Source organism: Nocardiopsis sp. CNR-923 (assembly GCF_001942255.1).
Lineage (GTDB): Bacteria > Actinomycetota > Actinomycetes > Streptosporangiales > Streptosporangiaceae > Nocardiopsis.
Window position 1 is genome coordinate 18,245 of the sequence record NZ_MKKC01000083.1, and the last position, 23,873, is coordinate 42,117.

Genomic DNA, 23,873 nt, shown 5'->3' on the forward strand with positions numbered 1-23,873 from the left:
ACTGGTCACATGACCCTTCCCACCGACGAACCGCCTCCGGGGCGCGACCGTCTGCGTGAACTCCTCGACGCGGTCCTGGACGAGGACAACACCAGCCTGTCGGACATGGCGGGCAGCGCCCACTCCTCGCCGTTCCACTTCAGCCGACGGTTCTCCCGGGACACCGGGGAGTCGCCGGTGGCGCTGCGCCGCCGGGTCCTGTTGGAGCGGGCCGCCTGGCAGATCAGTCAGGGCGCCAGCGTCACCGACGCGGCCTTCACGGCCGGATACGCGACCGTGGAGGGGTTCACGCGGGCGTTCGCGCGGGCGTTCGGTCATCCGCCCAGCGCCACCACCGCCGGGAGCGGGCGGTGGCTGCCCTCTCCCAACGGGATCCACTTCCACCCTCCGCTGCACCTGTGGGTGGAGGGCAACCCGAGGAGCCGACCGGCCATGGACCTGACCGCGCTGCAGATCCACCACGACGTGGACGACTCCGCGAGGCTCATCCGCCTGGCCGCGGACCTGCCCGAGGAGGACTACCGGAGGGCGTGGAACCCCGGGCGCACCGTCCTGCCCTGGGACGGCCCGGAGGAGTCCGTGGCCGCCACCCTGGAGCACCTGGTGTGGGCCAAGGAGGTCTGGCTCGCCTCGATCGAGGGAGCGGACTTCCCCGAACGCGGGACCGACGATCCGGAGTCGCTGCGGATCCGCCACGAGGACGCGGGCGCGCGCTGGATCGCGGCCGTGGACGACATCGGCCGCCGGGACGCCTGGGGCGACCGCTTCGTCGACGCCCTGTGCGACCCACCGGAGAGCTTCATGCTCGGCGGGGTTGTGGCGCACGTCCTGACCTACGCGGCGCACCGCAGGCAGACCGTCCGGCACATGCTGCGCTCGGCCGGGGTCGAGGTCGACCACGGCGACCCCCTGGAATGGCTGCACCACCGTAACGAACGACGAGGAGACACGACGTGAAGACCGTCTACAACACCGCCACCAGCCTCGACGGGTTCATCGCCGACCAGGACAACTCATTGGAGTGGCTGTTCGCGGTGGAGGGGGGCGCACCGGGCTCCGAGGACAGTGACGCGCTCAAGGAGACCGCGGACTTCATCAACGGGGCGGGCGCGATCGTTCTGGGCGCGACTACCTACGAGTGGATCCTGGAGCACGAGGGCGACACGCCCTGGCCCTACCAGGCCCCCACCTGGGTCCTCACGCACCGGGAACTCCCCAGGATCGAGGGTGACCTGCGCTTCGCCAGTGCCGACACCGACCAGGAGTTGCGGGACCTGCACGCCGACATGGTCAGGGCCGCCGGCGGCCGCGACGTGTGGGTGGTCGGCGGAGGCCGCCTGGCCGCCGACCTGGCCCGGCTGGGTCTGCTCGACGAGGTCGCCGTGTCCATCGCCCCGGTCAGCCTGGGCGGGGGCGCTCCCCTGTTGGACGGGCGGGTGCGGTTGCGCGCCCTGGAGGCCCGGCTCGTGGGCGCCTTCGCCTGCCTGAGGTACGAGGTCGTCCGCGACTGAGGCCCGACCGGTCACCGGACCGATCAGGAATCCAGAAGCGTCCGTCGAGCGGCCGGAACTGACGTGACGGGCATGGCGAACACCGCAAGCATCACGTCCGTCACCCTGGGCGTGGCCGACCCCGAGGCCGCCCACCGCTTCCAGACCGCCGTGGGCCTGGTCTCGCTGATTGGCCTGCGGGCCTCGCGGGAGACCTCGACGGGTTTCCGCCGACGCACGCTCGCGCTCACCGTGGCGCGGTCGGCCGACGTCGACGCCGGGATGGTCACCGCCCCGGACGGGTTCGCGTGGGAGGCCGTGGACGCGCCCCGTCCGGACCTGGTGTGGGCCGACGGGGCGCGGGGCGGGGCGTTCAGTCCCGTCCGTCTCCGGCCAGGCCGGCCAGGTCGAGCTGGGCCAGGCGCACCGGGTCGGCCAGCGCGTCGATGCGCACGATCAGCCCGTCCACCACGGTGAACCCCATGACGGAGAACGGCCGACCCGCGTCGTCGAGCACGACGACCCCCGCGCCACCGTTGACCAGGGCGGGTCGCACGCACTCCGCGGGACGCGCGTAGCTGATCGCCGATCGGGCCACGGCCTCGGCGCCGTGGACCACGGCCGGCACCCCCGGGCGCAGCGCGCCCCAGTCGGCGTGTGTCTCCACCCGCGGGTCCAGGACCCGCAGGAGCGCCTCGAAGTCGCCGCCGCGCGCGGCGGAGAGGAAGGCGTCCACCACGCGCCGCTGCAGGGCCGGGTCGGGGTCGGGACGTGGCGCGGCGCCCTCGACCCTGCGGCGGGCGCGGCTGGCCAACTGGCGCGCTGCGGCGGGGGTCCGGTCGACGATCGGGGCGATCTGGTCGAAGGGCACCGCGAACGTGTCGTGCAGGACGAACGCCACGCGCTCGGCGGGCGGCAGCGTGTCCAGGACGACGAGGAGGGCCAGACCCACCGAGTCGGCCATGACGGCCGCGTGCTCGGGCCCCGAGGACTCGGCGGGGGTGATGATCGGGTCCGGCAGGTGCGCGCCCACCGGGTCCTCGCGGCGCGAGGCGCGCGAGCGCAGCATGTCCAGGCACACGCGGCCCACCACCGTGGTCAGCCACCCCGCGAGGTTCTCGATCTCCTCGGCGTCGGCGCGGCCCAGCCGGATCCACGCCTCCTGGACGGCGTCGTCGGCCTCGGCGAGCGAGCCGAGCATCCGGTAGGCGACCGCGTGGAGGCGCCCCCTCTGCTCCTCGAAGCGTTCGGCCAGAGATTTCTTCGTGTCCACCCGTCACACCTTTCCTTCGGGATCCGTCAGAAGGGTGACGAATCGATCGGGCCGTCCTGACCGGCCCCGCGCCCTGAGGCGCACACCCGAGGAGCGAGCTCGTGACAACCCTGGACAAGCTTCCCACCATCGTCGACGGCCGCGTCCTTGTGGACGGCGACGAGGGATTCGAGGCGGCCCGCGCGCCGTGGAACCTGGCGGTGAGCCAGCCGGTGGCCGCCGTGGTGGCGGCCGCGACGCGACGACGTGGCCGCGGTGGTCCGCTTCGCCCGGACCGCCGGGCTCACCGTGTCGGCACAGCCCAGCGGGCACGGCGCCTCGGGCAACACGGAAGGGGTGATCCTCCTGCGCACGGGAGCCCTGGACGAGGTGCAAGTGGATCCGCGCGGCCGCACCGCCCGGGTGGGGGCGGGGGTGAAGTGGGGCCGGGTGCAGGCCGCCGCCGGGCCACACGGGTTGACCGGTCTGGCGGGCAGCTCCCCGGGCGTGAGCGCGGTCGGCTACACCCTGGGCGGCGGGGTCAGCTGGTTCGGCCGTGCGTTCGGCTGGGCGTCCGACAGCGTGACCGCGTTCGAGGTCGTGGACGCCGAGGGCGCCCGGGGCCGGGTCACCGCCCAGTCCGACCCCGACCTGTTCTGGGCGCTGCGCGGCGGCGGGGGCGACCACGCGCTGGTGACCGCCATGGAGTTCGACCTGCACCCTGCTCCCGCACTGTACGGCGGCCGGATGGTCTGGCCGGGGCACCGGGCCGAGGCGGCGATGGACGCCTTCCGGCGGGTCACCGCGACGGCCCCCGGGGAGCTGAGCACGTGGCTCACCCGCCTCCAGGTGCCAGGGCAGGACGCGATGGTCGTGGTGGACGTCACCTACCTGGGCGGGGAGGCCGAGGCCAAGGAGCTGCTGCGCCCCCTGGAGGGAGTCGGCGCCCCGCTGTCGGACTCGCGCGGCCTGCTCTCCCCGGCCGACCTGGGCTCGGTCACCTCCGACCCCCTCGATCCGGCTCCGGGCCTCTCCCGGGCCGAGCTGCTCACCGGCCTGGACGACGGGGCCGCCGAGGCGCTGCTCGGAGCTCCCGTCGCGCCGATGCTGCTCGCGCAGGTCCGCCACCTGGGCGGCGCGCTGGCCGGGCCCTCCCACAGCCCGCAGGGTCCGATGGCCGAGCCGTACGCGCTGTACATGTTCGGTGTGCCCGGTACCCCTGAGGCCGCCGCGGGCGTGCGGGCCCGCCAGGAGGAGTTCGCCGCGGCGCTCGCACCGTACGTGAGCGGGCGCACCCCCTTCACCCTGCTGTCGCCGGGGAAGACAGCGGCGTCCGCCTTCCCGGCCGGGGCGCTGGAGCGGCTCCGGGAGGTCAAGCGGGACCGCGACCCCCGCGGCGTGATCCGGAGCAACTACCCGGTCCTGGGCTGAACGCCCCGCCGACCACGGGTTCCCCACGGAGCCGACCGTTCGCCTCCCGCTCCGCCCTCCGCGGAGCGGGAGGCGAATCCCGGATGTCGGGGAGGCGATTCGGCGACGTGTCGACAAGGGGACACGTCCGCCGAACGGGGGCGCCGCCTCCTTTGAAGGTCGCGACCGCGATGCCGATCCGCCGCGCACGGCGGCGAACTCCTCACCGCACGCGGCTGCGGGTACGCCGACACCGGAGCCGACGGCGGCGAAGCCGTGCGGGCCGACCCCGAGGACACGCTGTTCCGCGTCGACTCGGTGTCCAAACTCACCGCCCGCGAAGCCGACATCGTGCGGGCGCTCCCCGAAGGGATGTCGAATTCAGGTCGTCGAGTGTGTCCACGGCTGTGCCTCCAGTGGCTCGTCGGCGGGGCGGCGGTCAGGCGTGGTCACCGGGGCGGACGATCATGAGCACGACCACGGCCGCCCACAGCAGGTTGAAGACGCCGGTGAGCATCGAGAGCGTGCTCAGCGCCCCGCGGTCGCCCGGCTCGCGCAGGGCTCGTCGCTGGCGCGGGTAGATCTGCCAGGCCAGCAGCACGCCCGCTGCGGCGGTGAGGACCATGGAGACGTTGATCCAGATCTCCCCCATCCGGCCCTGCGCGACGGCCAGGGCGATCCCGGCCATGGGCACGGTGACGCCGAGGATCGAGTAGACGCGGGTCGTGCGGTGCAGTGACAGGGCGACCCTGCGGCTCCGCTCGTCCTCGGGGGCCGTGGCGCCGGTCAGCGCGGCGGGCGCGGTTCGGCCACCGGCGCGTAGCGGGGGAACAGGCTCGTGGCGACGGTCGCGCCGCCGACGAACACGATGCTCGCCAGGACGTGGACCGAGAGTAGGACGTGCTCCATCGGTGCTCCTTCCAACCTTCAGTGTGTTTGAAGGTTAGCCCATGCTTCAACAGGGTTGAAGGTGGGGGCGGGAAACGCCGGGAGAACGCCATGGGCGGGAGGGGCCGGGGTCAGCCGTCCCCGGGGAACGCCCCGCGGATGGTCCGCGCGATCTCCCGGGGGACCGGCTCCGCCTCCGGACCGAACATCTTCTCGTCGACCGCGCCGATCACCTCCCGTGCCCTGTCGAGCAGGTCGGATCCCCGGGGCGTCAGTTCGATCTCCGACGCCGAACCCGCGCGGGCGGTGAGGTCGCGCACCAGCCCCGCGGACTGGAGCGCCCGGATCCCCGTGTGCACGCTCTGCACCGTGACTCCGCCCATGCGCGCCAGTTCGCTGAACGAGGCGCCCGGCAGGCTGGCGACGTGGCCGAGCAGGGCCAGGCGCGCGACCGTCAGGTCCAGCGGAGCGAGCGCGGCGTTCAGTTCGGCCTCCAGCCGGCGTGCCAGAGTCAACACGATGACGGAGGGGCTCGTCACCGGCGGTTCGGGGCGGGTGCTCTCGGTGCTCACCGTTCCAGTCTCCCCCACGGCGCGCCTTTCGCGCCCGGCGGCGAACAGCTCCCGGCCCCGGGGTTCTCACCCGAATCCAACCTTGGCCAGGAGCCCCGTTCCCACCTGCGGTTCCACCCCGCCTCCCAGGAAAATCCCAGGAAGTTCTGCCCCGCGTCACACACATGTCGACTTGTGTCCTTCTCGTCATCACCACAAGAGGAGGGCAGCCGACGTGCGATCACCACGATCCCCCAGGTCCGCCGGTCCCGGGGGACCCGCCGGGGAGAGCGGGGCCGGTCACCGGCTCCGGACGCCGAGCACACTGCACGCCTTCAACCGGTACGAACTCAAGTACCTGGTCCCCGTGTCCCGCGTGGCCGACGTGCGAGCCGAACTCACCGCGCGCATGCGTCCCGACCGCAACGGCGACGGCACGGGATACGGCGTCTGGAGCGTCTACTACGACACCCGGGCGCTGCGCTTCTACCACGAGAAGATCGAGGGCCTGCGCTTCCGCCGCAAACTGCGGGTCCGGCGCTACGGCGAGGTCGGGCCCGCACCCGAGGACACACCCGTGTCGGTCGAGATCAAGCAGCGGGTCAACCGCGTCACCCAGAAGCGGCGCGTCCTGCTCCCCTACGACCAGGCGCGGGCCCTGTGCGACCGGCGCGTGCGCATCGAGCACCCCGGCGCGGACCAGGCCTTCGTCGACGAGGTCCTCGACCTGATCGTCCGGCTCGACCTGCGGCCCACCGCCATGACCGGGTACCGCCGCGAACCCCACGTCGGCGTCGACGCCGACCTCGGGCTACGCGTGACCCTCGACCACCGCGTCAGGGGCCGCGACCGCGACTTCGATCTGCGCGCGGAGGCCGAGAGCCGCTACATCGTCGACCCCCACCTCGTGGTGATGGAGGTCAAGGCCAACGAACGCGCCCCCTACTGGGTGACGGACATGGCCGCGCGCCTGAACCTCCAGGTGGAGCGGATCTCCAAGTACTGCCAGAGCGTGGAGGTCTTCGGCATGGCCCCGCGCTCGGTCTTCCACGTCCCGGAGGGGGACGAGTCCGCCCTCCACACCGCCGCCTCCTGACCCGGCGGCCACGACCGACCCGACCCGAGAGCACACCATGAACCTTGACTTCGGCATCACCGACCTGTCCGGCACGTTCAGTGTCGCGGACGTGGTCCTCGCACTGTCCCTGGCCTTCCTGACCAGCCTCGTGGTCGCGTGGACCTACCGTTCCACGCACCGCAACATCTCCTACAGCCAGAGCTACGTTCACACCCTCGTCATCCTGGGCATGCTCATCGCCCTGATCATGCTGGTGGTGGGATCCAACATCGCCCGCGCGTTCGCCTTGGTGGGCGCGCTGTCCGTGGTGCGCTTCCGCAACGCGATCAAGGAGACCCGCGACGTCGGGTTCATCTTCCTGGTCATGGGCGTGGGGATGGCCTGCGGCACCCGCTTCTACACGCTGGCGGTCATCGCCACCCTGGTCATCTGCGCGGTCATCCTGCTCATGCACCGCTTCAACTGGTTCGCGCTGAACGTCCAGCGCCAGGTGGTCAAGGTCCAGGTCCCCGCCGACGGCGTCGACCACGAGCCGGAACTCGACGACGTGCTCATCCGCCACACCGACGAGTACGAACTGATCAGCACCGAGACCGTCCGCGGCGGCGCCCTGCTGGAGCTGGCCTACACGGCGCGGTTGAAGAAGGGCGTGCGGGCCGGGGACCTGATCGACCAGCTGCGCGCGGTCAACTCCGGCCAGAAGGCCACCGTCCTGACCGGCTACGACCAGACGGACCTGTGATCGCGATGGCCGCCGACGACCCGTCTGCGCGCCTGACCCGGTCCAACCGCGCGCGCCACCGGATACCGGTCCGGCTGCGCCAGCACTGGAAGCCCGCCGCGGCGGTGCTGGCGGGCCTCGCTGTCCTGGTCCTGGCGTTCGGCGAGACCCGGGTCCGCCCCTACGTCACCTCCGAACTCGTCTCGGCGGACACCGTCGTCGAGGACGTCGCGGGCAGCGCCGACCTCTTCGGCGCGGACACGCACGAGATCGAGCTGACGTTCGACCAGTCCGAGTACGAAGAGATGATGGAGACCTTCCGTGAGGACGGGGAGAAGGAGTTCATCCGGGCGGACGTCGTGATCGACGGCACCGCCGTCCCAGACGTCGGAGTCCGGCTCAAGGGCAACTCGACCCTGTTCAGTCTGCGGACGGACGACGGGCAGGACGACGCCGAGGTGGGCCCCGGCAAGGTCGCGCTCTCGGACGATGCTCCCGAGACGCTGCCGTGGCTGATCAGCTTCGACGAGTACGTCGAGGGCCGTGCCTACCAGGGGCACACCGAGATCGCCTTGCGTCCGGCCACCTCGACCTCGGACACCGCCCTGAACGAGGCCCTGGCCCTGGAGCTGACGGAGGCGGACGGGCAGACGACCCAGGACCACACCTTCGCCTCGGTCACCGTCAACGGCGGTGACGCGGCGCCCCGCATCCTCCTGGACGCTCCCGACGCGCAGTGGGCGGACAGCCTCGGCGACGGGGTCCTCTACAAGGCACGGGCCGGAGGTTCGATGGCCTACCTCGGGCAGGACCCCACCGACTACGACGACGTCTACGAGCAGATCAACGACGAGGGAGGATACGACCTGCAACCGGTGATCGACCTGCTGCGGTTCGTCGAGGAGGCGGACGACGAGGAGTTCGCCCAGGAACTGGACGCGTATCTGGACACCGAGTCCTTCGCGCGGTATCTGGCGATGCAGGACCTCATCTCCAACGGCGACGCCATGGACGGCCCCGGCAACAACTACTACCTCTGGTACGACACCGCCGCCGAGCGGTTCACCGTGTTGTCGTGGGACCTGAACGGGGCCTTCGTCGCGCGGAGTCCGGGACTCGGGGCGGCCGAGGACACGGCCGTGTCACCGCAAGCGCGTTCGTCGGGGGGACTGGAGGGTCAGCGGGGCCCGGAGGGCGTGATGCCTCCGGAGGGCGGGATGCCTCCGGAGGGTGGGGAGTCGCCGAGGGTGGGGAGCGGGACGCGATGTCCGAGGACCGCAGAGGCAGCGGGGAACTCAAGGAGCGGTTCCTGGCCGACCCCGACTTCGAGGAGACGTACCTGCGGGCCTACGCCGACATGTATGACGCTTTGATCGCCAGCGGCACCGCGGACGACCTGGTCGAGGAGGTCACGGCGAGGGCACTGGCCGCGGGGGACGAGGGTGCTGCCGCAGCCGGGGAACAGTTGACGGCGTCGGTCGCCGCCGTCGCGCAGACCCCGCAGGAGGCCGCACTGCCCGGGGCCGGGCAGGCTCGGGGACGCGCCCGGGACCCGGACGCCGCCACGACCGACACGGGCTCCCCGGCGACGTCCACCTGAGGGCGGCGCAACGCGCCGACACGGTTCCGCCGCCGCGGCATCGGGTTCCGGGGCGGCGGCGCCGACAGGCTCAGGCGGCGGCGCCGGGCGGCGCCCCGCCACGGACGCGTCGCGCCCGTCGACCGGGTTCCTTGGCCGCCGACCGGTCGGACAGGAAGGCGTTCCAGCGCTCGACCACCGGTTCCATGGCGTAGGCGGCGGCGGCCTCGACCGCAGCCGCGCCCATCCGCAGCCGCTCGTCCCGGTCCTCGACCAGTCTCAGCAGCCCCGCCGCGAGCGCGTCCACGTCCTGGTCGGGGACGAGCAGGCCGTTGCGGCCGTGCTCGATGATCTCCCCAGGCCCGTGCGGGCAGTCGAAGCTGACCGCCGGGACGCCCACCGAGAGGCCTTCGACGATGGTCATCCCGAACCCCTCCACCCGCGAACTGACCGCGAGCAGCGACGCCTTGGCCAGTTCTCCGGCGATGTCCTTCGTCCGCCCCATGAGTGTGACCTGGTTGCTCAGTCCCAGTTCGACGATCTTCGCGCGCAGCCGCCTGTCCAGCTTCCCGCCGCCGTAGATGCGCAGCCGCCACTCGGGGTGCGCTCGCGCCACGACCGCGAACGCCTCCATGAGCTTGGGGTACTGCTTGACGGGGGCCATGCGGCCGGCGCCGACGATGATCGGGTTGTCCTGCGTCGAGCGCGGGTAGTCGCGGGTGGGCAGGGGGTTGGGCATCGCAGACAGCCAGTCCGGATCGGCGCCGAGCAGGCCCAGGTAGGCCCTACGGTCGGCCTCGGTGAGCACGGTCATCCCGTCGAGTCGGGGGTACACGTGCGCGATGGCCGCCCGGAGCCGCTCGTCGTGGTTGGCCAGGTTGACGTGCTCCTGGCCGATGGCGAGGACGCGCTCCGGCGCCCATCGGGACAGCAGCAGGTTGAGGCCGGGGCGGGTGCCGATGACGACGTCCGCGCTCGTCCGCCGCAGGTAGCGGCGCAGCCCCGCCACGGACCGCGCGGTGAAGAAGTTCGACCGACCCGCCTCCGGCTCGGTGACCAGCCGGGTGAGCGTGCGCTGGTTGAGCAGGAGACCGCCCAGGCCGGAGGAGGTGCGGGGCCCCGGCTCGGCGGCGTTTCCGGCCGTGCTCAGGGCGCGTAGCCCGACCCCGTCGGGGACGGGGAAGAACGGCGAGTCCGTGTGCCGCACGAGGCTGACGATCTCCACCTCGTGGTGGGCGGACAACCCCTCGGCGAGGTTGAAGACCGTGCGGATCGTGCCGCCCATCCCGTAGCCGTTGGCGATGAGGAAGGCGATCTTCACGCCGCACCCCCGTTCCGCGCGTTGGCGAGCAGGGAGAACTCGTCCCTGACCGTGTAGTACGGCCGGATCCGGACCGTGGTGTCCGCCTCGCCTCCGGCCAGGTCGACACCGGTGTAGACGACCTTGCCCTTCTTGCCGACGACGTCGTCCGCGTGCGAGGCGAGCCGCAACTCCGGCTCGTCCTCGGGAAGGCGCAGCCACAGGTCCCACTCGTTGTGCCTGCGCATGGGCTGAAAGGCCCGGGCGAGCGGCGGCAACGGGATCGCGCACGCGAAACGGTCGCCGTCGAGCCGTGCGGGAGCGGTCTCCACCCCCGTGAGTCCGCGCTGGCGGGCGACGACCTCGCCGGTCGCCGCGCCGTCCCGGCCGGGCGCGTAGGCGAGGAAGCCCGAGACGGTGACCGCCTCGGGAGTGACCTCGACCCACTCCACCTCGGCGTACGGCGTGACGCTGGCCGACACGAGCCGCAACCGCCCCCGCGGGTCGCGCATCGCACGCAGGTCGCGTGTACGCGGATGTCGAACGTAGTCGACCCGGCGCCTCAGGCTCAGCCCCGAGTCACGGGTCAGGACCGGCATCGCGGACCCCGACCGATCGACCGACACGACGTCCCAGGTCCCTTCCTCCAACGCGAGGTCGGCGAGCCTGGCGCGGACGACCCTGCCCTCCCGCTCCACGTCGGTGACCGGTACCGGGTCCCCTGCTGTCTCACTCCGCACCAGGGCCAGTCCCGCCCCGGCGTCATCCTCGTCGGCAGCGAGGCGCAGTTCCAACTCGTCCCTCGCGGTGATCCGACTGAGTTCGGCGCGCACTGATCCTCCCCAGGAATCCTGGCGGGTCCACCCGGGATGACGAACATCCTCGCGCGTGGCCCGCGACGCTCCGCATCACTCCAGGTGAGCGGGGAGGAGTGATGCGTGACAAAGATTGCAGATATGATCTTCTGTTGACCTAAGTCAGCTATTGCGGTTCTCGCCCACGGTGGTTCACCGTGTGGCGGATTTCTTTGCCTTACCGCCTTCCGATCGGCTCTGAGCAGGGCTTTTCCCGCGCTCCGTCGCCCGCCGGACCCGTCGCCCCACCGACCGTTCGGTCAGTTCGTGTTCTTCGACCTGCGGAAAAGCCCACCCCGAGCGAAAAGTGGACTGTGTCACATGGGATCGTGTCATCGGACTCATCACCGGCTCGGCGCCCTCGTCCTGGCACCCACCGGTCGAGGGTCCGAGGTCAGATCCGGCTCCGCGTGGGCCGGTCGAGAGTAAACGGAGTACCCATGGCATCTTCCGATCCCCAGGTCGCACCCGCAGGCACCGCAACAGAACAGCGGGAGAGACGCCGCGTCCTCGCCGGCACCATGGTCGGCACCACCATCGAGTGGTACGACTTCTTCATCTACGCACAGGCGGCCGGGATCGTTCTCGCCCCGCTGTTCCTCGCCCCGCTTTCCGAGGCCAACCCCGGCGTCGCCCAGGTGCTGTCCTTCGCCACCATCGGCATCTCGTTCCTGTTCCGGCCCCTAGGCGCCATCGTCGCTGGCTTCCTCGGAGACCGGTTCGGGCGCAAGCAGGTCCTGGTCGGCACCCTCGTCCTCATGGGCCTGTCCACGTTCCTCATCGGAGCGCTGCCCACCTACGCCCAGATCGGTGTCGCGGCTCCCGTGCTGCTCATCGTCCTGCGTATGCTCCAGGGCTTCTCCGCGGGCGGCGAGTGGGGCGGCGCGGCCCTGATGTCCGTCGAGCACGCCCCCGTCACCCGGCGAGGCCTGTTCGGCGCCTACCCGCAGATCGGCGTGCCCTGCGGCATGATCCTCGCGACCTTCGTGGTGTGGGTGATCACCACCGCCATCGGCCCCGACGCCTTCGTCGAGTGGGGCTGGCGGATCCCCTTCCTGCTGTCCTTCCTGCTCATCATCGTCGGCCACCTGATCCGCAAGTCCGTCGAGGAGTCGCCGATCTTCCAGTCGATGCGGGAGATCAGCGCCACCGCCTCCACCCCGCTGCGCCGACTCTTTCGTGGCAACACCCGCGAGGTGGTCCTGTCGGCCCTGATCTTCCTGGCCAACAACGCCGCCGGGTACCTGGTCATCGCCTTCGTCGCCACCTACGCCTCCCGGCCGGAGGCGGAACTGGGTCTGGGCATGGAGCGCGGTCCGGTGCTGCTCGCCACCACGCTCGCCTCGTTCGGCTGGCTTGTGTCCACGCTCTACGGCGGGTGGCTCAGCGACAGGATCGGCCGTGTGCGCACGTTCCAGATCGGCTACGCCATGCTCGCCCTCTGGTCCGTGCCGATGTGGCTGCTCATCGACACGGGCAGCATCGTCGGCTACTTCACCGGGGTGTTCGTCTTCACGCTCGGCATGGGCCTGAGCTACGGTCCTCAGGCGGCGCTGTACGCGGAGATGTTCCCGGCTGCGGTCCGCTACTCGGGCGTCTCGATCGGGTACGCGCTCGGTGCGATCATCGGCGGCGCGTTCGCCCCGATGATCGCGGAACTCCTGCTCACCCGGTTCGGCGTGTCCTGGACCATCGGGGCCTACATCGTGGTGGCCTCGGCGGTCTCGTTCGTGGCGGTCACGCTGGTGAGGGAACCGAAGGGCGTCGACCTGAACGTGGGTGACGACGCCGCGGTGTGAGGCGCTCCGGCGCGGTGACGCGGGGCGGGGGCGATTGTCCCCGCCCCGTCGTCGTGTCGCCCCGTCGTCCTGTCGGCGTGTGGCCGTGTCGACTTCTCGTCGTGTCGACCGGTCTGTTTCACGTGAAACGTCGACCGCGTTGCGGACGGATCCCGTCCGCTCGGTAGACTCGGCGCGGGCTATGCTTCTGGCAAGCATGGACAAGGCCCCGGTCGACAGACCGGGGCCTTCGTCTTGCCGCTAGGGGCGCGTCGCGGACATGAGCAGGGCTACCCACTCGCCGCTGGGGAAGGACAGGTGCCCGGCGCTGGGGTGCACGGAGTCGCGCACGGCGGTTCCGGCGGGGAGGTCGGCGACCTCGACACAGTCCTGCCCCTTGGCGCTGGAGTAGCTGGACTTACGGAAGTGCAGGTGGGATGTGCTGCTGGTAACCATCGTCGGTGTCCTCTAATCGAGCTGGCGTAGGCGATGCTCCAGCCACGCGCGAGAATCGTCCACGCTCAGCGCGGCGGCTTGCACGTGGTCGAGCACCGTTTCATAAAGCGTAATCTGCTCCGGATCCTCGACGAGTAGCGCGCTCCCGCCCGTCTGCTCGACGTACACGGCGGAGGGGTCTCGCGGGAAGTCGAGGATGACGAAGCTGCCATCCATGGCCGCGTGCGGGCCCACGGAGTCAGGAAGGACCTGCACGCGCAGCGACGGTCGCTGCACGTCGATCAGGTGGCGAAGCTGGCCAGCCGCGACGTCCTCGGGGATCTTGCGGAACGCCGATTCGTCGATCACGGCCCACAAGCGCGGGGCGTCGGAGCGAGCCAGTATGTGCTGCCGCATCATCCGCACCTCGACGCGGCGCTCCAGCTCGTCCTCGTCGGTGACGCCTCCGGCGCGGATCATGGCGGTGGCATACTCCTCCGTCTGGAGCAGGCCAGGAAGGTGAAGAACCTGGTATGTGCGAACGCGTGCCGCCTCGGTCTCCAGGTCGACGTATGTCCCCGCGCCGAGGATGTCGCGGTACCCCACCCACCACCCGCTCTTCGCGGCTTCTCGGGCGAGCCTGCGGTACGCCTCTCGCTCATCAGCGTCGGTGACGCCGTAGATGTCCAGCAAGGTCTGGAGGTCGGTGTCCCGTACCCGGACGATCTTCCTCTTCTCGATCCGAGTCACCTTGGCTTCGAACCAGCTCCGGTCTGGGGCACGCTTCTTCGCCTCGGTCGCGGCCTGCTTGGCTGTGAGCCCAGCCTCTTCGCGCAGGCGTAGTAGCTGACGCGCGAGCGCCGACGGCGCAGGGTAGGGCTCGCTGCCAACTCGTCGCTCCTCTTGGTTCGGGCTGAACTGCGTTGACGCTTCGAGCCTACGCTCCGTGCCGCATTTTCAGACATTCAGCGCATCCTTCGATGAGAGAGATCAGTAGCGCTTCAGATTGTCGCATGCGATTTAAAAACGCATCTTGCGGTTTCATGCGCATTCGGCGACGATGGTGGCAGTAGACGCCCGCCGGACCTTCCATCCGGCATCCCGACCAGGAGGTGCGCCTTGCGCCACCCGCCCTCGTCCCCGTCGTTCGCGTGCTGATCGCCCGCGCCGTCGCTCACACTGCTCGTCGCCGGCGGGCCGCCGCGGTCGACCGGGCCGTGACCGTGCTCCTGGCCCCGTCGGTTCTCCGGGAGCGGCGGGAGGTGGTCGCGGCATGAAGTCCACGACCTGCCGTGTGGTCCGGCTCGACCCGTCCGGGTTCACCCGGCCGTGCGTGCTCGGCGCCGACCACGACGGGGACCACGAGGACGCCCGAGGGGAGCGTTGGGAGCCGCCCGCGACGACGTTGGCCCGGCTCCGGGAGCGGTGGGAGCACGCCTACCGGATCGTGTGGACGGGCTCGTTGTGGATGGCCACCGCCTACTCCCCCTACGTCGCGTGGCGCACCGAGGTGGAGCCGACCCCGGAGCAGTTGGAGGCGCGGCTGTACCGCAACGCCCACCCGCGCGCCCCCGGCCGGGCGGGGCGGGAGGGTTGAGACCGCCGCGCCCGGGCTTCCCTTCCGCCCTTCCTGCCCGGGGCGCGGCTCCACCCACGAGGACACGGACACAGAGGAGGCCGCGCATGTGCCCCCGCCAGAAGGAGCCGTACCGCCGGGGCAGCCGCCTGGTGCCACCCGACAGCCCGCTCACGCCCGGGGAGCGGCGTCAGCAGGACGCTCAGACGCGGGCGCTCAAGTTCCGTCGCGAGTGGGAGGAGTTCCTGCGTGCACGCGGCGAGAGGGTGCCCGGACCGTTCGAGGGCGTTGAGTGGGGCGACTGATGGGCTGGCACGGGACGTCGCCGTGGGGCGGGCCGCAGGTGAGACGCCCGCGTTGCGCGTGGCACCTCCTTCCCCAGGCAGTGACCCCGGCCACTCGTCCACCATGGTCGGTGTTCCGAGTCACATATCTGGACGAAATGTGCATGAACCGGATCATTTTTGCGACATCTTCTTGAGTTCTCCTGGTCACTGGCGAACATATGGCCCAAAACACCACCATGTCTCTGTACACCTCACCCCGAACCAGGAGGTTGGAGCATGGCTGGTGGCCAGGACCATCTTCCCTCCGAGCAGCCGCTGCGGCTGCTCGACGAGACCGGACGGCGCGTGTCCGGCGCGGAGCTGCCGTTCCCGGACACGGACCGCCTCCTCGCCGCGTACGCCTCCCTGGTGATCGGCCGCCGCGTCAACGACCAGGCCGGTGCGCTCGTCCGCCAGGGACGACTGGCCGTCTACCCCTCCTCCCACGGGCAGGAGGCGTGCCAGACAGGCGCCGCCCTCGCCCTGGCCGACGGCGACTGGCTGTTCCCCACTTACCGTGACACCGCCGCGATTGTCGCGCGGGGCGTCGACCCCGTCGAGGTCCTCACCCTCCTCAAGGGCGACTGGCACGCGGGATACGACCCCTACGCACACCGGGTCGCCCCCCAGGCCACCCCCTTGGCAACCCAGCTCCCGCACGCCGTCGGCGTCGCCCACGCGGCCCGGCTGCGCGGCGAGGACACCGTCGTCATGGCCCTGTGCGGCGACGGCGCCACCAGCGAGGGCGACTTCCACGAGGCGCTCAACTTCGCCGCCGTCTTCGCCGCGCCCGTCGTCTTCTTCGTGCAGAACAACGAGTACGCGATCTCCGTCCCCCTGTCCCGGCAGACCGCTGCCCCCTCCCTCGCCCACAAGGCGTCGGGTACGGCGTGCCCGGACACCGCGTCGACGGCAACGACACCGCGGCCGTGCTCTCCGTCCTCGACCGGGCGGTCGCCGCCGCCCGCTCCGGCGAGGGCCCCCAACTGGTGGAGGCGCACACCTACCGCATGCAGGCGCACACCAACGCCGACGACGCCACGCGCTACCGCAGCGACGACGAGGTCGACCCGTGGGTGGCCCGCGACCCGCTCCTGCGCATGGAGGCCTACCTCAAACGCAGGCGGGTCCTCACCAAGGCACGCCAGACAGAGATCACCGAGCGCGCGGAGGGCGTGGCCGCCGCCATGCGCGAGGGGCTGGCCCGCGACACCGAGCCCGAGCCCGCCGAGCTGTTCGCGCACGTGTTCTCCGCCCCCACTCCCCAGCTGGCCGAACAGGCCGCCGTGCTGGCCGACGAACTGAGCCGAGAGGGCCACTGACATGGCGACGGATCCCACCAAGCTCACCATGGCCCAGGCGCTCAACCGGGCCCTGCGCGACGCCATGGCCGAGGACGAGAGCGTGTACGTCTTCGGCGAGGACGTCGGCCCCCTCGGCGGCGTCTTCCGGATCACCGACGGCCTCACCGACGAGTTCGGCGACCAGCGCTGTTTCGACACCCCGCTCGCCGAGTCCGGGATCGTCGGCATGGCCGTGGGCATGGCGATGAACGGCATGCGGCCGGTGGTCGAGATGCAGTTCGACGCCTTCGCCTACCCGGCCTTCGAACAGATCGTCAGCCACGTCGCCAAGACCCGCAACCGCACCCGGGGACGGGTCGGGCTGCCGATGGTCATCCGAGTCCCCTACGCGGGCGGGATCGGGGGCGTCGAGCACCACTGCGACTCCTCCGAGGCCTACTACGCGCACACCCCGGGCCTGACCGTCGTCACCCCGTCCACCGTCGCCGACGCCTACTTCCTCCTGCGCGAGGCCATCGCCTCCCCGGACCCCGTCGTCTTCCTCGAACCGAAGAAGCTGTACTGGGGCAAGGAGGAGGTCGACCTGTCCGTCCCGGAGCCGGGCATCGGCACCGCCGTCGTCCGCCGCCCCGGCACCGACGCGACCCTCATCGCCTACGGCCCCTCGGTGCCGACCGCGCTGGAGGCCGCGGACGCCGCCGCCCGGGAGGGCCGCAGTCTCCAGGTGGTCGACGCGCGGTCCCTCGTCCCCTTCGACGACGCGACCGTGTGCGAGGCCGTCCGCTCCACCGGCCGGGCGGTCGTGGTCGCCGAGGCGAGCGGGTACGCCAGCGTCGCCTCGGAGATCGTCGCCCGCGTGACCGAGCGCTGCTTCCACTCGCTGGCCGCGCCGGTGCGCCGGGTCACCGGGTTCGACATCCCCTACCCCCCGCCCAAGCTGGAGCGCTTCCAACTGCCCAGCGTGGACCGCATCCTCGACGCCGTCGACGACCTGCAATGGGAGGACCAGTGAGCATCCGGACCTTCGACCTTCCCGACCTCGGCGAGGGGCTGACCGAGGCCGAGGTGGTCAGATGGCTCGTCGCGGTCGGCGACACCGTGGCGATCGACCAACCCGTCGTCGAGGTGGAGACCGCGAAGTCGATCGTGGAGGTCCCCTCGCCGTTCGCCGGGACGGTCAGCGAACTGCACGGCGCTGAGGGCACGGTCCTCGCGGTGGGGACTCCCCTGATCAGCGTGGCCGACGCCGGGGAGACGGAGTCCCCCGCTCCGGTCGCGCCGCGGACGGTGTCCGCGACCGCGGCCGAGGTCTCGCCGGAGGGTGAACGCTACCGAGAGGAGGAGCGGGCCGGAACCGGGTCGGGCAACGTGCTCATCGGGTACGGCACCCCCGAGCAGCAGGTCGCCGGACGGCGGCGCAGGCCCAGGAACAGGCCGCCCGCACCCGGTCGGGCGACGGCTCCGGTCTCCCCGACGACCAGCACGCGCCCGCCGCTGGTGACCTCGCCGCTGGTCCGACAGTTGGCGCGCGAGGCGGGACTGGCGATCGCCTCGGTCACCGGCAGCGGCCCCGGCGGGCTCATCACCCGGGCGGACGTGCGCGCCGCGATCGAGGCGGGGCAGGCCCCGACCCCGGTGTCGACCGCCGCGCCCGCGCCGACCGACGCGGGCGCCACAGATCCGCGCACCGGTTTGGCCGAGGCCCTCCGCGTCCCGATGAGCGGTTTCCGCAAGGCCGTCGCCGACTCCCTGTCCCGCAGCCGCCGGGAGATCCCGGAGGCCACGGTCTGGGTCGACGTGGACGCCACCGAACTGGTCCGTCTGCGGCGCTCCGACCCCGACGGCCCGGGCCTGCTGTCCTACGTGGCGCGCTTCGTGGTCGCGGGCCTGCGTGCCCATCCGGAGCTCAACGGCCTGGTCGACGCCGAGCGCGGCGAACTCGTCCGGTACGACGGCGTGAACCTGGGCCTGGCCGTCCAGACCGAACGGGGTCTGGTCGCGCCCGCCGTCCTGGGCGCCCACCGGATGACCACGGCCGAACTGGACCGGGAGATCCGGCGACTGACGGCCGCCGCCCGCGAGGGCAGGGCCACCTCGGCGGAGATGACCGGCGGGACGTTCACCCTGAACAACTACGGTTCACTGCGCGTGGACGGCAGCGCCGCCATCATCAACCACCCCCAGGTCGCCATCCTCGGGCTGGGCCGGATCATGGACCGCCCGTGGATCGTGGACGGCGAGCTGACCGCCCGCAAGATCACGCAGCTGTCCTTCGCCTTCGACCACCGCGTCTGCGACGGCGGCACGGCGGCGGGCTTCATGCGCGTGGTCGCCGACGCCATGGAGAACCCCGCGAAGGCCATCGCCCAGCTGTAGGCGGGCGCCGACCGGGCGCCCCGGGGAGTCGGCACCCCGCGCCCGCCTGTCACCGTTCTCCGTCTCGCAGTCCCGCGCCGGGGCGGTCCCATCTCACTACCGTGGCGGGCTCCCGTCGCGTACGGCCTCCAGGTACTCGGAGATGGCGTTCCTGTTCCTGGACAGGCAGGCGATGCGCTGGGACATCCGGTCACGCTCGTGCTCCAGCAGGGCGAGCATCTCCGGGGTGGCGTCGGGGAAGTGGATGGACCTGGGCCGGTCCAGACAGGGCAGGATCCGACACCGGCTCCCGGCCCCGATCGACCGACCGCCTCCCCCTCGCCGCACTGCTGGCCTTGACCACCGCCGTCTTCGTCACGGCCCTCACCGAGACCCTGCCCGCCGGGGTGCTGCTCGCGGGCCTTGGACCGGCGGCCCTGCCCTGGGTCCTGCCCGTCCTGCTGGCCCCCGTGCTGGTCGTGGTGCTGGCCTCCCGTGTCCACGGGTTCCCCGCCCGGCGCCCGGCGCCGGAGGCTGACCCTCCGCGACGCCCGGACGACGGTGCGCCCCGCCACCGTGGAGACGGTGGCGGGGCGCCCTGTCGACATGCCGATCCGGCGACTCGGCGACTCGGCTACTCGTCGCCCTTCGCGACCAGCGTGAGAACGTCGTAGGTGGCGACCGGCTCGTCGCGTTCGTTCGTGACCAGCGCGTCCCAGCGGACCTCACCGTAGTCGGCGTTCGTGCGGGGCGTGATCTGCTTGGCGGTCAGTCGCACCCGGATGCTCTCGCCCTCCTTGACCGGGGTGAGGAACCGCAGGTTGTCCACACCGAAGTTGGCCAGCACCGGGCCCGGAGCCGGGTCGACGAACAGCCCCGCGGCGAGCGAGACCACCAGGTAGCCGTGGGCCACGATCCCGCCGAACAGCGGGTTGGCGGCGGCTGCCTCCTCATCGGTGTGGGCGTAGAACGTGTCACCGGTGAACTCGGCGAAGTGGTCGATGTCCTCGCGCGTGACCGTGCGCTCCGCGGAGGCGATCGTGTCGCCGATCCGCAGCTCGGCGAGGTTCTTGCGGAACGGGTGCACCTCGCCGACGTCGCGTCTGGAACCGGTGGTCCAGTGCCCCGTGATCGCGGTCGCATGTCCGGCGAGGCCTGGATCGCCGTGCGCTGCATGTGGTGCTTGACGCCGCGCACGCCGCCCATCTCCTCACCGCCGCCCGCGCGGCCCGGTCCACCGTGCACCAGCATCGGCAGCGGCGAGCCGTGCCCGGTGGACTCCTTGGCGTCGTCGCGGTCGAGCACGAGGATCCGCCCGTGCCACGGGGCCAGGCCGAGGACGACCTCGCGGGCCACGTCCGGGTCGTGCGTGACGACCGACCCGACCAGGCTGCCCCTCCCCCGGGCGGCCAGCTCGACCGCCTGGGCCAGGTCCTCGTAGGCGATCACGGTGCTCACCGGGCCGAACGGCTCCACCTCGTGCGGCTCGGCGGCCTCGGGGCGGGCGCGGAGCAGGATCGGCGACATGAACGCGCCCGTCTCGGCGTCGGCGCCCACGACCTCGACCCCGTCCAGGTCGCCGTGGACGAGGTCGGCGGAGGCGAGCAGCGCCCTGACCGCCTTGGTGACCTCCGCGCGCTGGTCGAGGGTGGCCAGGGGACCCATCCGCACGCCGTCGTGATCGGCGGCGCCCACCACGACTGCGGACAGACGGGCGGAGACGGCCTCGGTGACGGCGTCGGCCATCGACTGGGGCACGATCACGCGGCGGATGGCGGTGCACTTCTGCCCGGCCTTGACGGTCATCTCCGTGACCACCTGCTTGACGAAAAGGTCGAACTCAGGGTCCTCGACCCCGACGTCCGGGCCGAGGATCGAGCAGTTCAGCGAGTCCGCCTCGACGTTGAGCTGGACTCCGCCGCGCACGACGTTCGGGTGCTCGCGCAGCAGGGCGCCGGTCGCGGCCGAGCCCGTGAAGCCCACGACGTCCTGCGGGCCGAGGTGGTCGAGCAGGCCGCGGTGGGTGCCCACGAGGAGCTGGAGCGAGCCTTCCGGCAGGAGACCGGATTCGACCATGCGCCGCACGACGGCCTCGGTCAGGTACGCGGTCTGGCTCGCGGGCTTGACGATGCTGGGCATTCCGGCGAGGAAGGCGGGCGCGAGCTTCTCCAGCATCCCCCATACGGGGAAGTTGAAGGCGTTGATCTGCACGGCCACCCCGGGTCGGGAGGTGTACACGTGCTGGCCGACGAAGGTGCCCTGGCGGCTGAGCGGCTCCACCGGACCGTCGAGGATGACCGTCGAGTTGGGCAGCTCGCGCCGCCCCTTGCTGGAGAAGCTGAAGAGCGTGCCGAAACCGCCGTCGACGTCGACCATCGTGTCGCGGCCGGTGGCGCCGGTCCGGTGGGACAGCGCGTAGAACTCGTCCTTGTGCTCGGTCAGGTACGCGGCCAGCTGCTTGAGGATGATCGCGCGCTGGTGGAAGGTGAGCGCGCGCAGCGCGGGGCCGCCCACGCTCCGCGCGTAGTCGATCATCCCGGCCACGTCGGGTCCGTTGGCCGAGATCCGGGCCACGGTCTCGCCGGTGTTGGCGTCGGCCAGCGGCGCGCCCTCGTCCTCGGGGGTGAACCACGCTCCGCGCGCGTAGCTCTCCAGTGTGTGGGACACCTGACGGTCCTCTCCTCGGGCTGTGGGTCTGCTCGCACAGTATTACAGACCGATCGTTCAGTAAATAGTCACTGGTGGGGAGCCGTGCCCTCTCACCACGGGCCCACCCGCGCGGCCGGGGTTCCGGACAGGCCGACCGTGTCGACGACCCGGGGAGAACGCGCCCAAACGATCTATCATTTTGTCGACATGTCGACTCCCGCCGTCTCGCGGCACGGCCCCGAGCCCACCGCGGACTCCCGGTCAGGCGTGCCGACGGGCGACGGCCAGCGCCAGGTCCGCCAGTCCCCCGGCCCGGTACCCGGGCCACCCGTGCACGGCGGACACGTACTCCTCGGGGATCGCCCCGGCGCCCCAACGCGCGCCCAGCAGCGCACCGGCGATCGCCGCCACGGTGTCCGTATCGTTCCCGGCGCGCACGGCGGACGCCAGCGCCGACGCGAACCCGCCCTCCCGTGAGACCGCGGACCACGCCGCCTGGAGCGCGCGGACGACGAACCCGTTGTCGCCGAACGCGTGCGGAGGACGCGACTCGGCCTCGTCCAACCACCCCGACCACGCGTCGCGCCGGTCCGCCGGCAGCAGGTCGAGGCCCGCGCGCACGCCGCCGAGGTCGACGTGGACCACGGCGTGCCGCACACCCTCGCACCACAGCACGCAGGCCTCCCCCGCGAGCGGGTCGCCGTGCGTGAGGTCGCTGTACCGGCGCGCCGCCGCGGCCAGGCCCCGGGGATCGTCGAGGTAGGCCAGTGCGAGCGGCCCCGTGCGCATGAGGGACCCGTTCCCGGCGCTCGGGGCGCCCGACGCGTACAGCTTCGCCGCCCCCTCCGCCATGACCCGGGCGACCCCGTCGGTCCGCCAGGCGTGCTCGGCGTCGCCCAGGACCCGCGCTGTCTGGTTCCCGATGTCGGTGGCGCCCTCGTTCCGCCACCGCAGGAACGCCCGCGCCGTCGCGGCCAGCGCCTCGGGCGAGACCGGATCGTCGTGGTCGCGCAGGGTCTCGGCTATGCACACCGCCATCTGCGTGTCGTCGGAGTACTCTCCCGGGGCGTAGGGGCCGAGCCCGCCGCCCGCCATCTCCGGCGCCTCGTCCTCGCGCAGCGGCGGCCGGAACTCGTAGGGAACGCCCAGCGCGTCCCCGCAGGCGGCGCCCAACAGGACGCCCACGGCGCGGTCGTCAGCGGTTCCCGGAGGAGGAAGGGACACGGTGGGCCTCGCGGTCGTCTCGGGGGTGGGGCCCTCCGAAGCCTACGCCTCCCGATCCGCCACGGTGGCGACGATCGGCTTTCTCGTACGCGCCCCCTCAACCGCCGCCCTGCTCGCCGAGGAGGTCCACGCCCTCGTCGAGCAGACCGTGCAAATGCAGGGCGAGGTGTAGCTCCAGGGCGCGGTCGGGGCGCTGCCAGTCCGCCCCGATCAGCTGACCGATCCGCTCCAGGCGCTGTGCCACCGTGTTCACGTGGATGTGCAGGTCGTCCTTGGCCCGGGACAGGTTGCCCCCGGCCGCGAAGTAGGCGCCCAGGGTCTGGACGAGCAGTGTGCCGCGCCGGGCGTCGTAGTCCAGCAGCGGGCCCAGGGCCGCCCTCACGAACCCCGGCATGTCCCGGTCCTGGCTGAGCAGCAGACCAGAGAAGCCCAGGTCGTCCGCGGTGGCCACGGCGCCCTCCAGGGCCACCACCTTCGAGAACCCCTCCAACCCGTGCTTGGCGGTCACGTAGGCCGACTTGTAGGGCGAGGCGCGCAGCCCGTGCACCGAGGAGATGTTCACGACCCGGCCCCACCCCCGCTCGTACATGTGGGGGAGGGCGCCGCGCACGACGCGGAACGGCGACTCGACCATGAGTCGAAGGATGAACGAGAAGCGCTGCGGAGGGAAGTCCTGGACGGGGGCGACCGTCTGTACGCCCGCGTTGTTCACGACGATGTCCGCGCCGCGCCCGGCCTCCTCGGCGGCGTCCAGGTCGGTGAGGTCGATCTCGACGGCCTCGCCCACCCCCCGTTCGGCCAGCTCCGTCAGAGCCCCGCCGTCGAGGTCCGCCATGCGCACGGTCGCGCCGGCGGCGCGGAGCCGCAGCGCGCAGGCCCGACCGATGCCGCTGGCCGCACCGGTGACCAGCGCCGTCCTGCCGGTCAGGTCGACGCGGACGCGTGGGCGGCGCGGGGCGCGTCGGGGGTGTGGGGGCCCGCCGTGTCGTGTGCGACGGGTACTCGTGCGTCGTCATGTCCAGCAACGTAGGTCGGGCGTGTCGCTCAGGGGATGGGCCGCCCGGACACACACTCGGGCGAAGGTGTGTGCGGACCGGACATGT

At 71.8% G+C, this 23,873-nt stretch carries 21 protein-coding genes and 5 pseudogenes; 14 read left to right on the plus strand and 12 right to left on the minus strand.

Annotated features, from left to right (window positions below):
• Positions 1-9 precede the first annotated feature (9 nt).
• Both BJF83_RS13080 and BJF83_RS13085 read left to right on the plus strand, forming a co-directional pair.
• Complete coding sequence (locus BJF83_RS13080) at positions 10-957, plus strand: helix-turn-helix domain-containing protein (RefSeq protein WP_075926513.1); 948 nt, start codon at positions 10-12, stop codon at positions 955-957.
• Complete coding sequence (locus BJF83_RS13085) at positions 954-1,511, plus strand: dihydrofolate reductase family protein (RefSeq protein ID WP_075926514.1); 558 nt, start codon at positions 954-956, stop codon at positions 1,509-1,511. Before BJF83_RS13080 ends, BJF83_RS13085 begins: the two co-directional genes overlap by 4 nt.
• Before the next feature lie 352 nt (positions 1,512-1,863).
• On the opposite strand, the gene sigJ is transcribed toward BJF83_RS13085, so the two are convergent.
• Positions 1,864-2,763 (minus strand): RNA polymerase sigma factor SigJ, encoded by a 900-nt coding sequence (sigJ, locus tag BJF83_RS13095; protein ID WP_075926516.1) that lies wholly within the window; start codon positions 2,761-2,763, stop codon positions 1,864-1,866.
• A gap of 246 nt (positions 2,764-3,009) precedes the next feature.
• Here sigJ and BJF83_RS13100 point away from each other — a divergent pair, with 246 nt between their 5' ends.
• On the plus strand, positions 3,010-4,173 hold the full coding sequence (locus tag BJF83_RS13100) for an FAD-binding oxidoreductase (protein ID WP_262391513.1): 1,164 nt from the start codon (positions 3,010-3,012) through the stop codon (positions 4,171-4,173).
• 418 nt (positions 4,174-4,591) lie between these two features.
• Here BJF83_RS13100 and BJF83_RS31095 read toward each other — a convergent pair.
• Together BJF83_RS31095 and BJF83_RS13110 are read right to left on the minus strand one after the other, a co-directional pair.
• Positions 4,592-5,061, minus strand: a pseudogene (locus BJF83_RS31095) (hypothetical protein).
• Positions 5,062-5,171: 110 nt separating this feature from the next.
• Complete coding sequence (locus BJF83_RS13110; protein ID WP_075926517.1) at positions 5,172-5,612, minus strand: MarR family winged helix-turn-helix transcriptional regulator; 441 nt, start codon at positions 5,610-5,612, stop codon at positions 5,172-5,174.
• Between the two features lie 214 nt (positions 5,613-5,826).
• Between BJF83_RS13110 and BJF83_RS13115 the strand changes: the two genes are divergently transcribed.
• The 4 genes from BJF83_RS13115 to BJF83_RS29095 are packed head-to-tail and all read left to right on the plus strand — an operon-like array spanning position 5,827 to position 8,990.
• Positions 5,827-6,687 carry a polyphosphate polymerase domain-containing protein gene (locus BJF83_RS13115; RefSeq protein ID WP_075926518.1) on the plus strand — a complete coding sequence of 287 codons (861 nt, stop codon included), beginning with the start codon at positions 5,827-5,829 and terminating at the stop codon, positions 6,685-6,687.
• Positions 6,688-6,724: 37 nt separating this feature from the next.
• Entirely contained in the window at positions 6,725-7,411 is a 687-nt protein-coding gene (locus tag BJF83_RS13120) for a DUF4956 domain-containing protein (protein ID WP_075926519.1), read from the plus strand.
• 5 nt (positions 7,412-7,416) lie between these two features.
• The gene (locus BJF83_RS13125) at positions 7,417-8,763 is read left to right on the plus strand and encodes a CotH kinase family protein (protein WP_262391516.1); all 1,347 of its coding nucleotides are present in this window, start codon (positions 7,417-7,419) and stop codon (positions 8,761-8,763) included.
• On the plus strand, positions 8,748-8,990 hold the full coding sequence (locus BJF83_RS29095) for a hypothetical protein (protein ID WP_262391517.1): 243 nt from the start codon (positions 8,748-8,750) through the stop codon (positions 8,988-8,990). Before BJF83_RS13125 ends, BJF83_RS29095 begins: the two co-directional genes overlap by 16 nt.
• A gap of 70 nt (positions 8,991-9,060) precedes the next feature.
• On the opposite strand, the gene BJF83_RS13135 is transcribed toward BJF83_RS29095, so the two are convergent.
• Together BJF83_RS13135 and BJF83_RS13140 are read right to left on the minus strand one after the other, a co-directional pair.
• A complete protein-coding gene (locus BJF83_RS13135) occupies positions 9,061-10,290 on the minus strand; it encodes a glycosyltransferase family 4 protein (protein WP_075926522.1) in 1,230 nt (409 codons plus the stop codon).
• Complete coding sequence (locus BJF83_RS13140) at positions 10,287-11,102, minus strand: hypothetical protein (RefSeq protein ID WP_075926523.1); 816 nt, start codon at positions 11,100-11,102, stop codon at positions 10,287-10,289. Before BJF83_RS13140 ends, BJF83_RS13135 begins: the two co-directional genes overlap by 4 nt.
• 461 nt (positions 11,103-11,563) lie before the next feature.
• Between BJF83_RS13140 and BJF83_RS13145 the strand changes: the two genes are divergently transcribed.
• Positions 11,564-12,922 (plus strand): MFS transporter, encoded by a 1,359-nt coding sequence (locus tag BJF83_RS13145; RefSeq protein ID WP_075926524.1) that lies wholly within the window; start codon positions 11,564-11,566, stop codon positions 12,920-12,922.
• 240 nt (positions 12,923-13,162) lie between these two features.
• Here BJF83_RS13145 and BJF83_RS13150 read toward each other — a convergent pair whose 3' ends face one another.
• Together BJF83_RS13150 and BJF83_RS13155 are read right to left on the minus strand one after the other, a co-directional pair.
• Complete coding sequence (locus tag BJF83_RS13150) at positions 13,163-13,357, minus strand: DUF397 domain-containing protein (protein WP_075926525.1); 195 nt, start codon at positions 13,355-13,357, stop codon at positions 13,163-13,165.
• A gap of 12 nt (positions 13,358-13,369) precedes the next feature.
• The gene (locus tag BJF83_RS13155) at positions 13,370-14,173 is read right to left on the minus strand and encodes a helix-turn-helix domain-containing protein (RefSeq protein WP_394329333.1); all 804 of its coding nucleotides are present in this window, start codon (positions 14,171-14,173) and stop codon (positions 13,370-13,372) included.
• A 436-nt stretch (positions 14,174-14,609) separates the two neighbouring features.
• On the opposite strand from BJF83_RS13155, the gene BJF83_RS13160 reads away from it, so the two are divergent.
• From BJF83_RS13160 to BJF83_RS13180, 5 genes and pseudogenes are all read left to right on the plus strand, one after another.
• Positions 14,610-14,933, plus strand: a complete 324-nt coding sequence (locus BJF83_RS13160) for a hypothetical protein (protein ID WP_143831878.1) — start codon at positions 14,610-14,612, stop codon at positions 14,931-14,933.
• An 86-nt stretch (positions 14,934-15,019) separates the two neighbouring features.
• Positions 15,020-15,217 (plus strand): hypothetical protein, encoded by a 198-nt coding sequence (locus BJF83_RS13165; RefSeq protein ID WP_075926526.1) that lies wholly within the window; start codon positions 15,020-15,022, stop codon positions 15,215-15,217.
• A 258-nt stretch (positions 15,218-15,475) separates the two neighbouring features.
• Positions 15,476-16,560, plus strand: a pseudogene (pdhA, locus tag BJF83_RS13170) (pyruvate dehydrogenase (acetyl-transferring) E1 component subunit alpha).
• Position 16,561: 1 nt separating this feature from the next.
• Entirely contained in the window at positions 16,562-17,554 is a 993-nt protein-coding gene (locus BJF83_RS13175; RefSeq protein WP_075926527.1) for an alpha-ketoacid dehydrogenase subunit beta, read from the plus strand.
• Positions 17,551-18,918: a dihydrolipoamide acetyltransferase family protein gene (locus BJF83_RS13180; RefSeq protein ID WP_075926528.1), complete on the plus strand. Its 1,368-nt coding sequence runs from the start codon at positions 17,551-17,553 to the stop codon at positions 18,916-18,918. Before BJF83_RS13175 ends, BJF83_RS13180 begins: the two co-directional genes overlap by 4 nt.
• 96 nt (positions 18,919-19,014) lie before the next feature.
• Here BJF83_RS13180 and BJF83_RS13185 read toward each other — a convergent pair whose 3' ends face one another.
• Positions 19,015-19,245: a MerR family transcriptional regulator gene (locus BJF83_RS13185; RefSeq protein WP_075926529.1), complete on the minus strand. Its 231-nt coding sequence runs from the start codon at positions 19,243-19,245 to the stop codon at positions 19,015-19,017.
• Between the two features lie 8 nt (positions 19,246-19,253).
• Between BJF83_RS13185 and BJF83_RS13190 the strand changes: the two genes are divergently transcribed.
• Positions 19,254-19,571 carry a hypothetical protein gene (locus BJF83_RS13190; RefSeq protein ID WP_075926530.1) on the plus strand — a complete coding sequence of 106 codons (318 nt, stop codon included), beginning with the start codon at positions 19,254-19,256 and terminating at the stop codon, positions 19,569-19,571.
• On the opposite strand, the pseudogene paaZ reads toward BJF83_RS13190, so the two are convergent.
• The 4 genes and pseudogenes from paaZ to BJF83_RS30515 form a co-directional block, all read right to left on the minus strand.
• Positions 19,532-21,564 (minus strand): annotated as a pseudogene (paaZ, locus tag BJF83_RS13195) (phenylacetic acid degradation bifunctional protein PaaZ). The gene BJF83_RS13190 and the pseudogene paaZ sit on opposite strands and share 40 nt — an antisense overlap.
• A gap of 243 nt (positions 21,565-21,807) precedes the next feature.
• A complete protein-coding gene (locus tag BJF83_RS13200) occupies positions 21,808-22,770 on the minus strand; it encodes an ADP-ribosylglycohydrolase family protein (protein WP_075926531.1) in 963 nt (320 codons plus the stop codon).
• A gap of 97 nt (positions 22,771-22,867) precedes the next feature.
• A pseudogene (locus BJF83_RS29100) lies at positions 22,868-23,227 on the minus strand (PucR family transcriptional regulator); the annotation flags it as partial.
• Positions 23,222-23,786: pseudogene (locus BJF83_RS30515) on the minus strand (SDR family NAD(P)-dependent oxidoreductase); the annotation flags it as partial. The pseudogenes BJF83_RS30515 and BJF83_RS29100, both read right to left, overlap by 6 nt.
• Positions 23,787-23,873 lie beyond the last annotated feature (87 nt).

Excerpts from the sequence above, each read along its gene's own strand:
- BJF83_RS13165 (WP_075926526.1), top strand. The coding sequence starts at position 15,020 with ATGTGCCCCCGCCAGAAGGAGCCGTACCGCCGGGGCAGCCGCCTGGTG.
- BJF83_RS13080 (WP_075926513.1), top strand. The coding sequence starts at position 10 with ATGACCCTTCCCACCGACGAACCGCCTCCGGGGCGCGACCGTCTGCGT.
- BJF83_RS13145 (WP_075926524.1), top strand. The coding sequence starts at position 11,564 with ATGGCATCTTCCGATCCCCAGGTCGCACCCGCAGGCACCGCAACAGAA.
- BJF83_RS13120 (WP_075926519.1), top strand. The coding sequence starts at position 6,725 with ATGAACCTTGACTTCGGCATCACCGACCTGTCCGGCACGTTCAGTGTC.
- BJF83_RS13150 (WP_075926525.1), bottom strand. The coding sequence starts at position 13,357 with ATGGTTACCAGCAGCACATCCCACCTGCACTTCCGTAAGTCCAGCTAC.
- BJF83_RS13175 (WP_075926527.1), top strand. The coding sequence starts at position 16,562 with ATGGCGACGGATCCCACCAAGCTCACCATGGCCCAGGCGCTCAACCGG.
- BJF83_RS13160 (WP_143831878.1), top strand. The coding sequence starts at position 14,610 with ATGAAGTCCACGACCTGCCGTGTGGTCCGGCTCGACCCGTCCGGGTTC.
- BJF83_RS29095 (WP_262391517.1), top strand. The coding sequence starts at position 8,748 with ATGTATGACGCTTTGATCGCCAGCGGCACCGCGGACGACCTGGTCGAG.
- BJF83_RS13125 (WP_262391516.1), top strand. The coding sequence starts at position 7,417 with ATGGCCGCCGACGACCCGTCTGCGCGCCTGACCCGGTCCAACCGCGCG.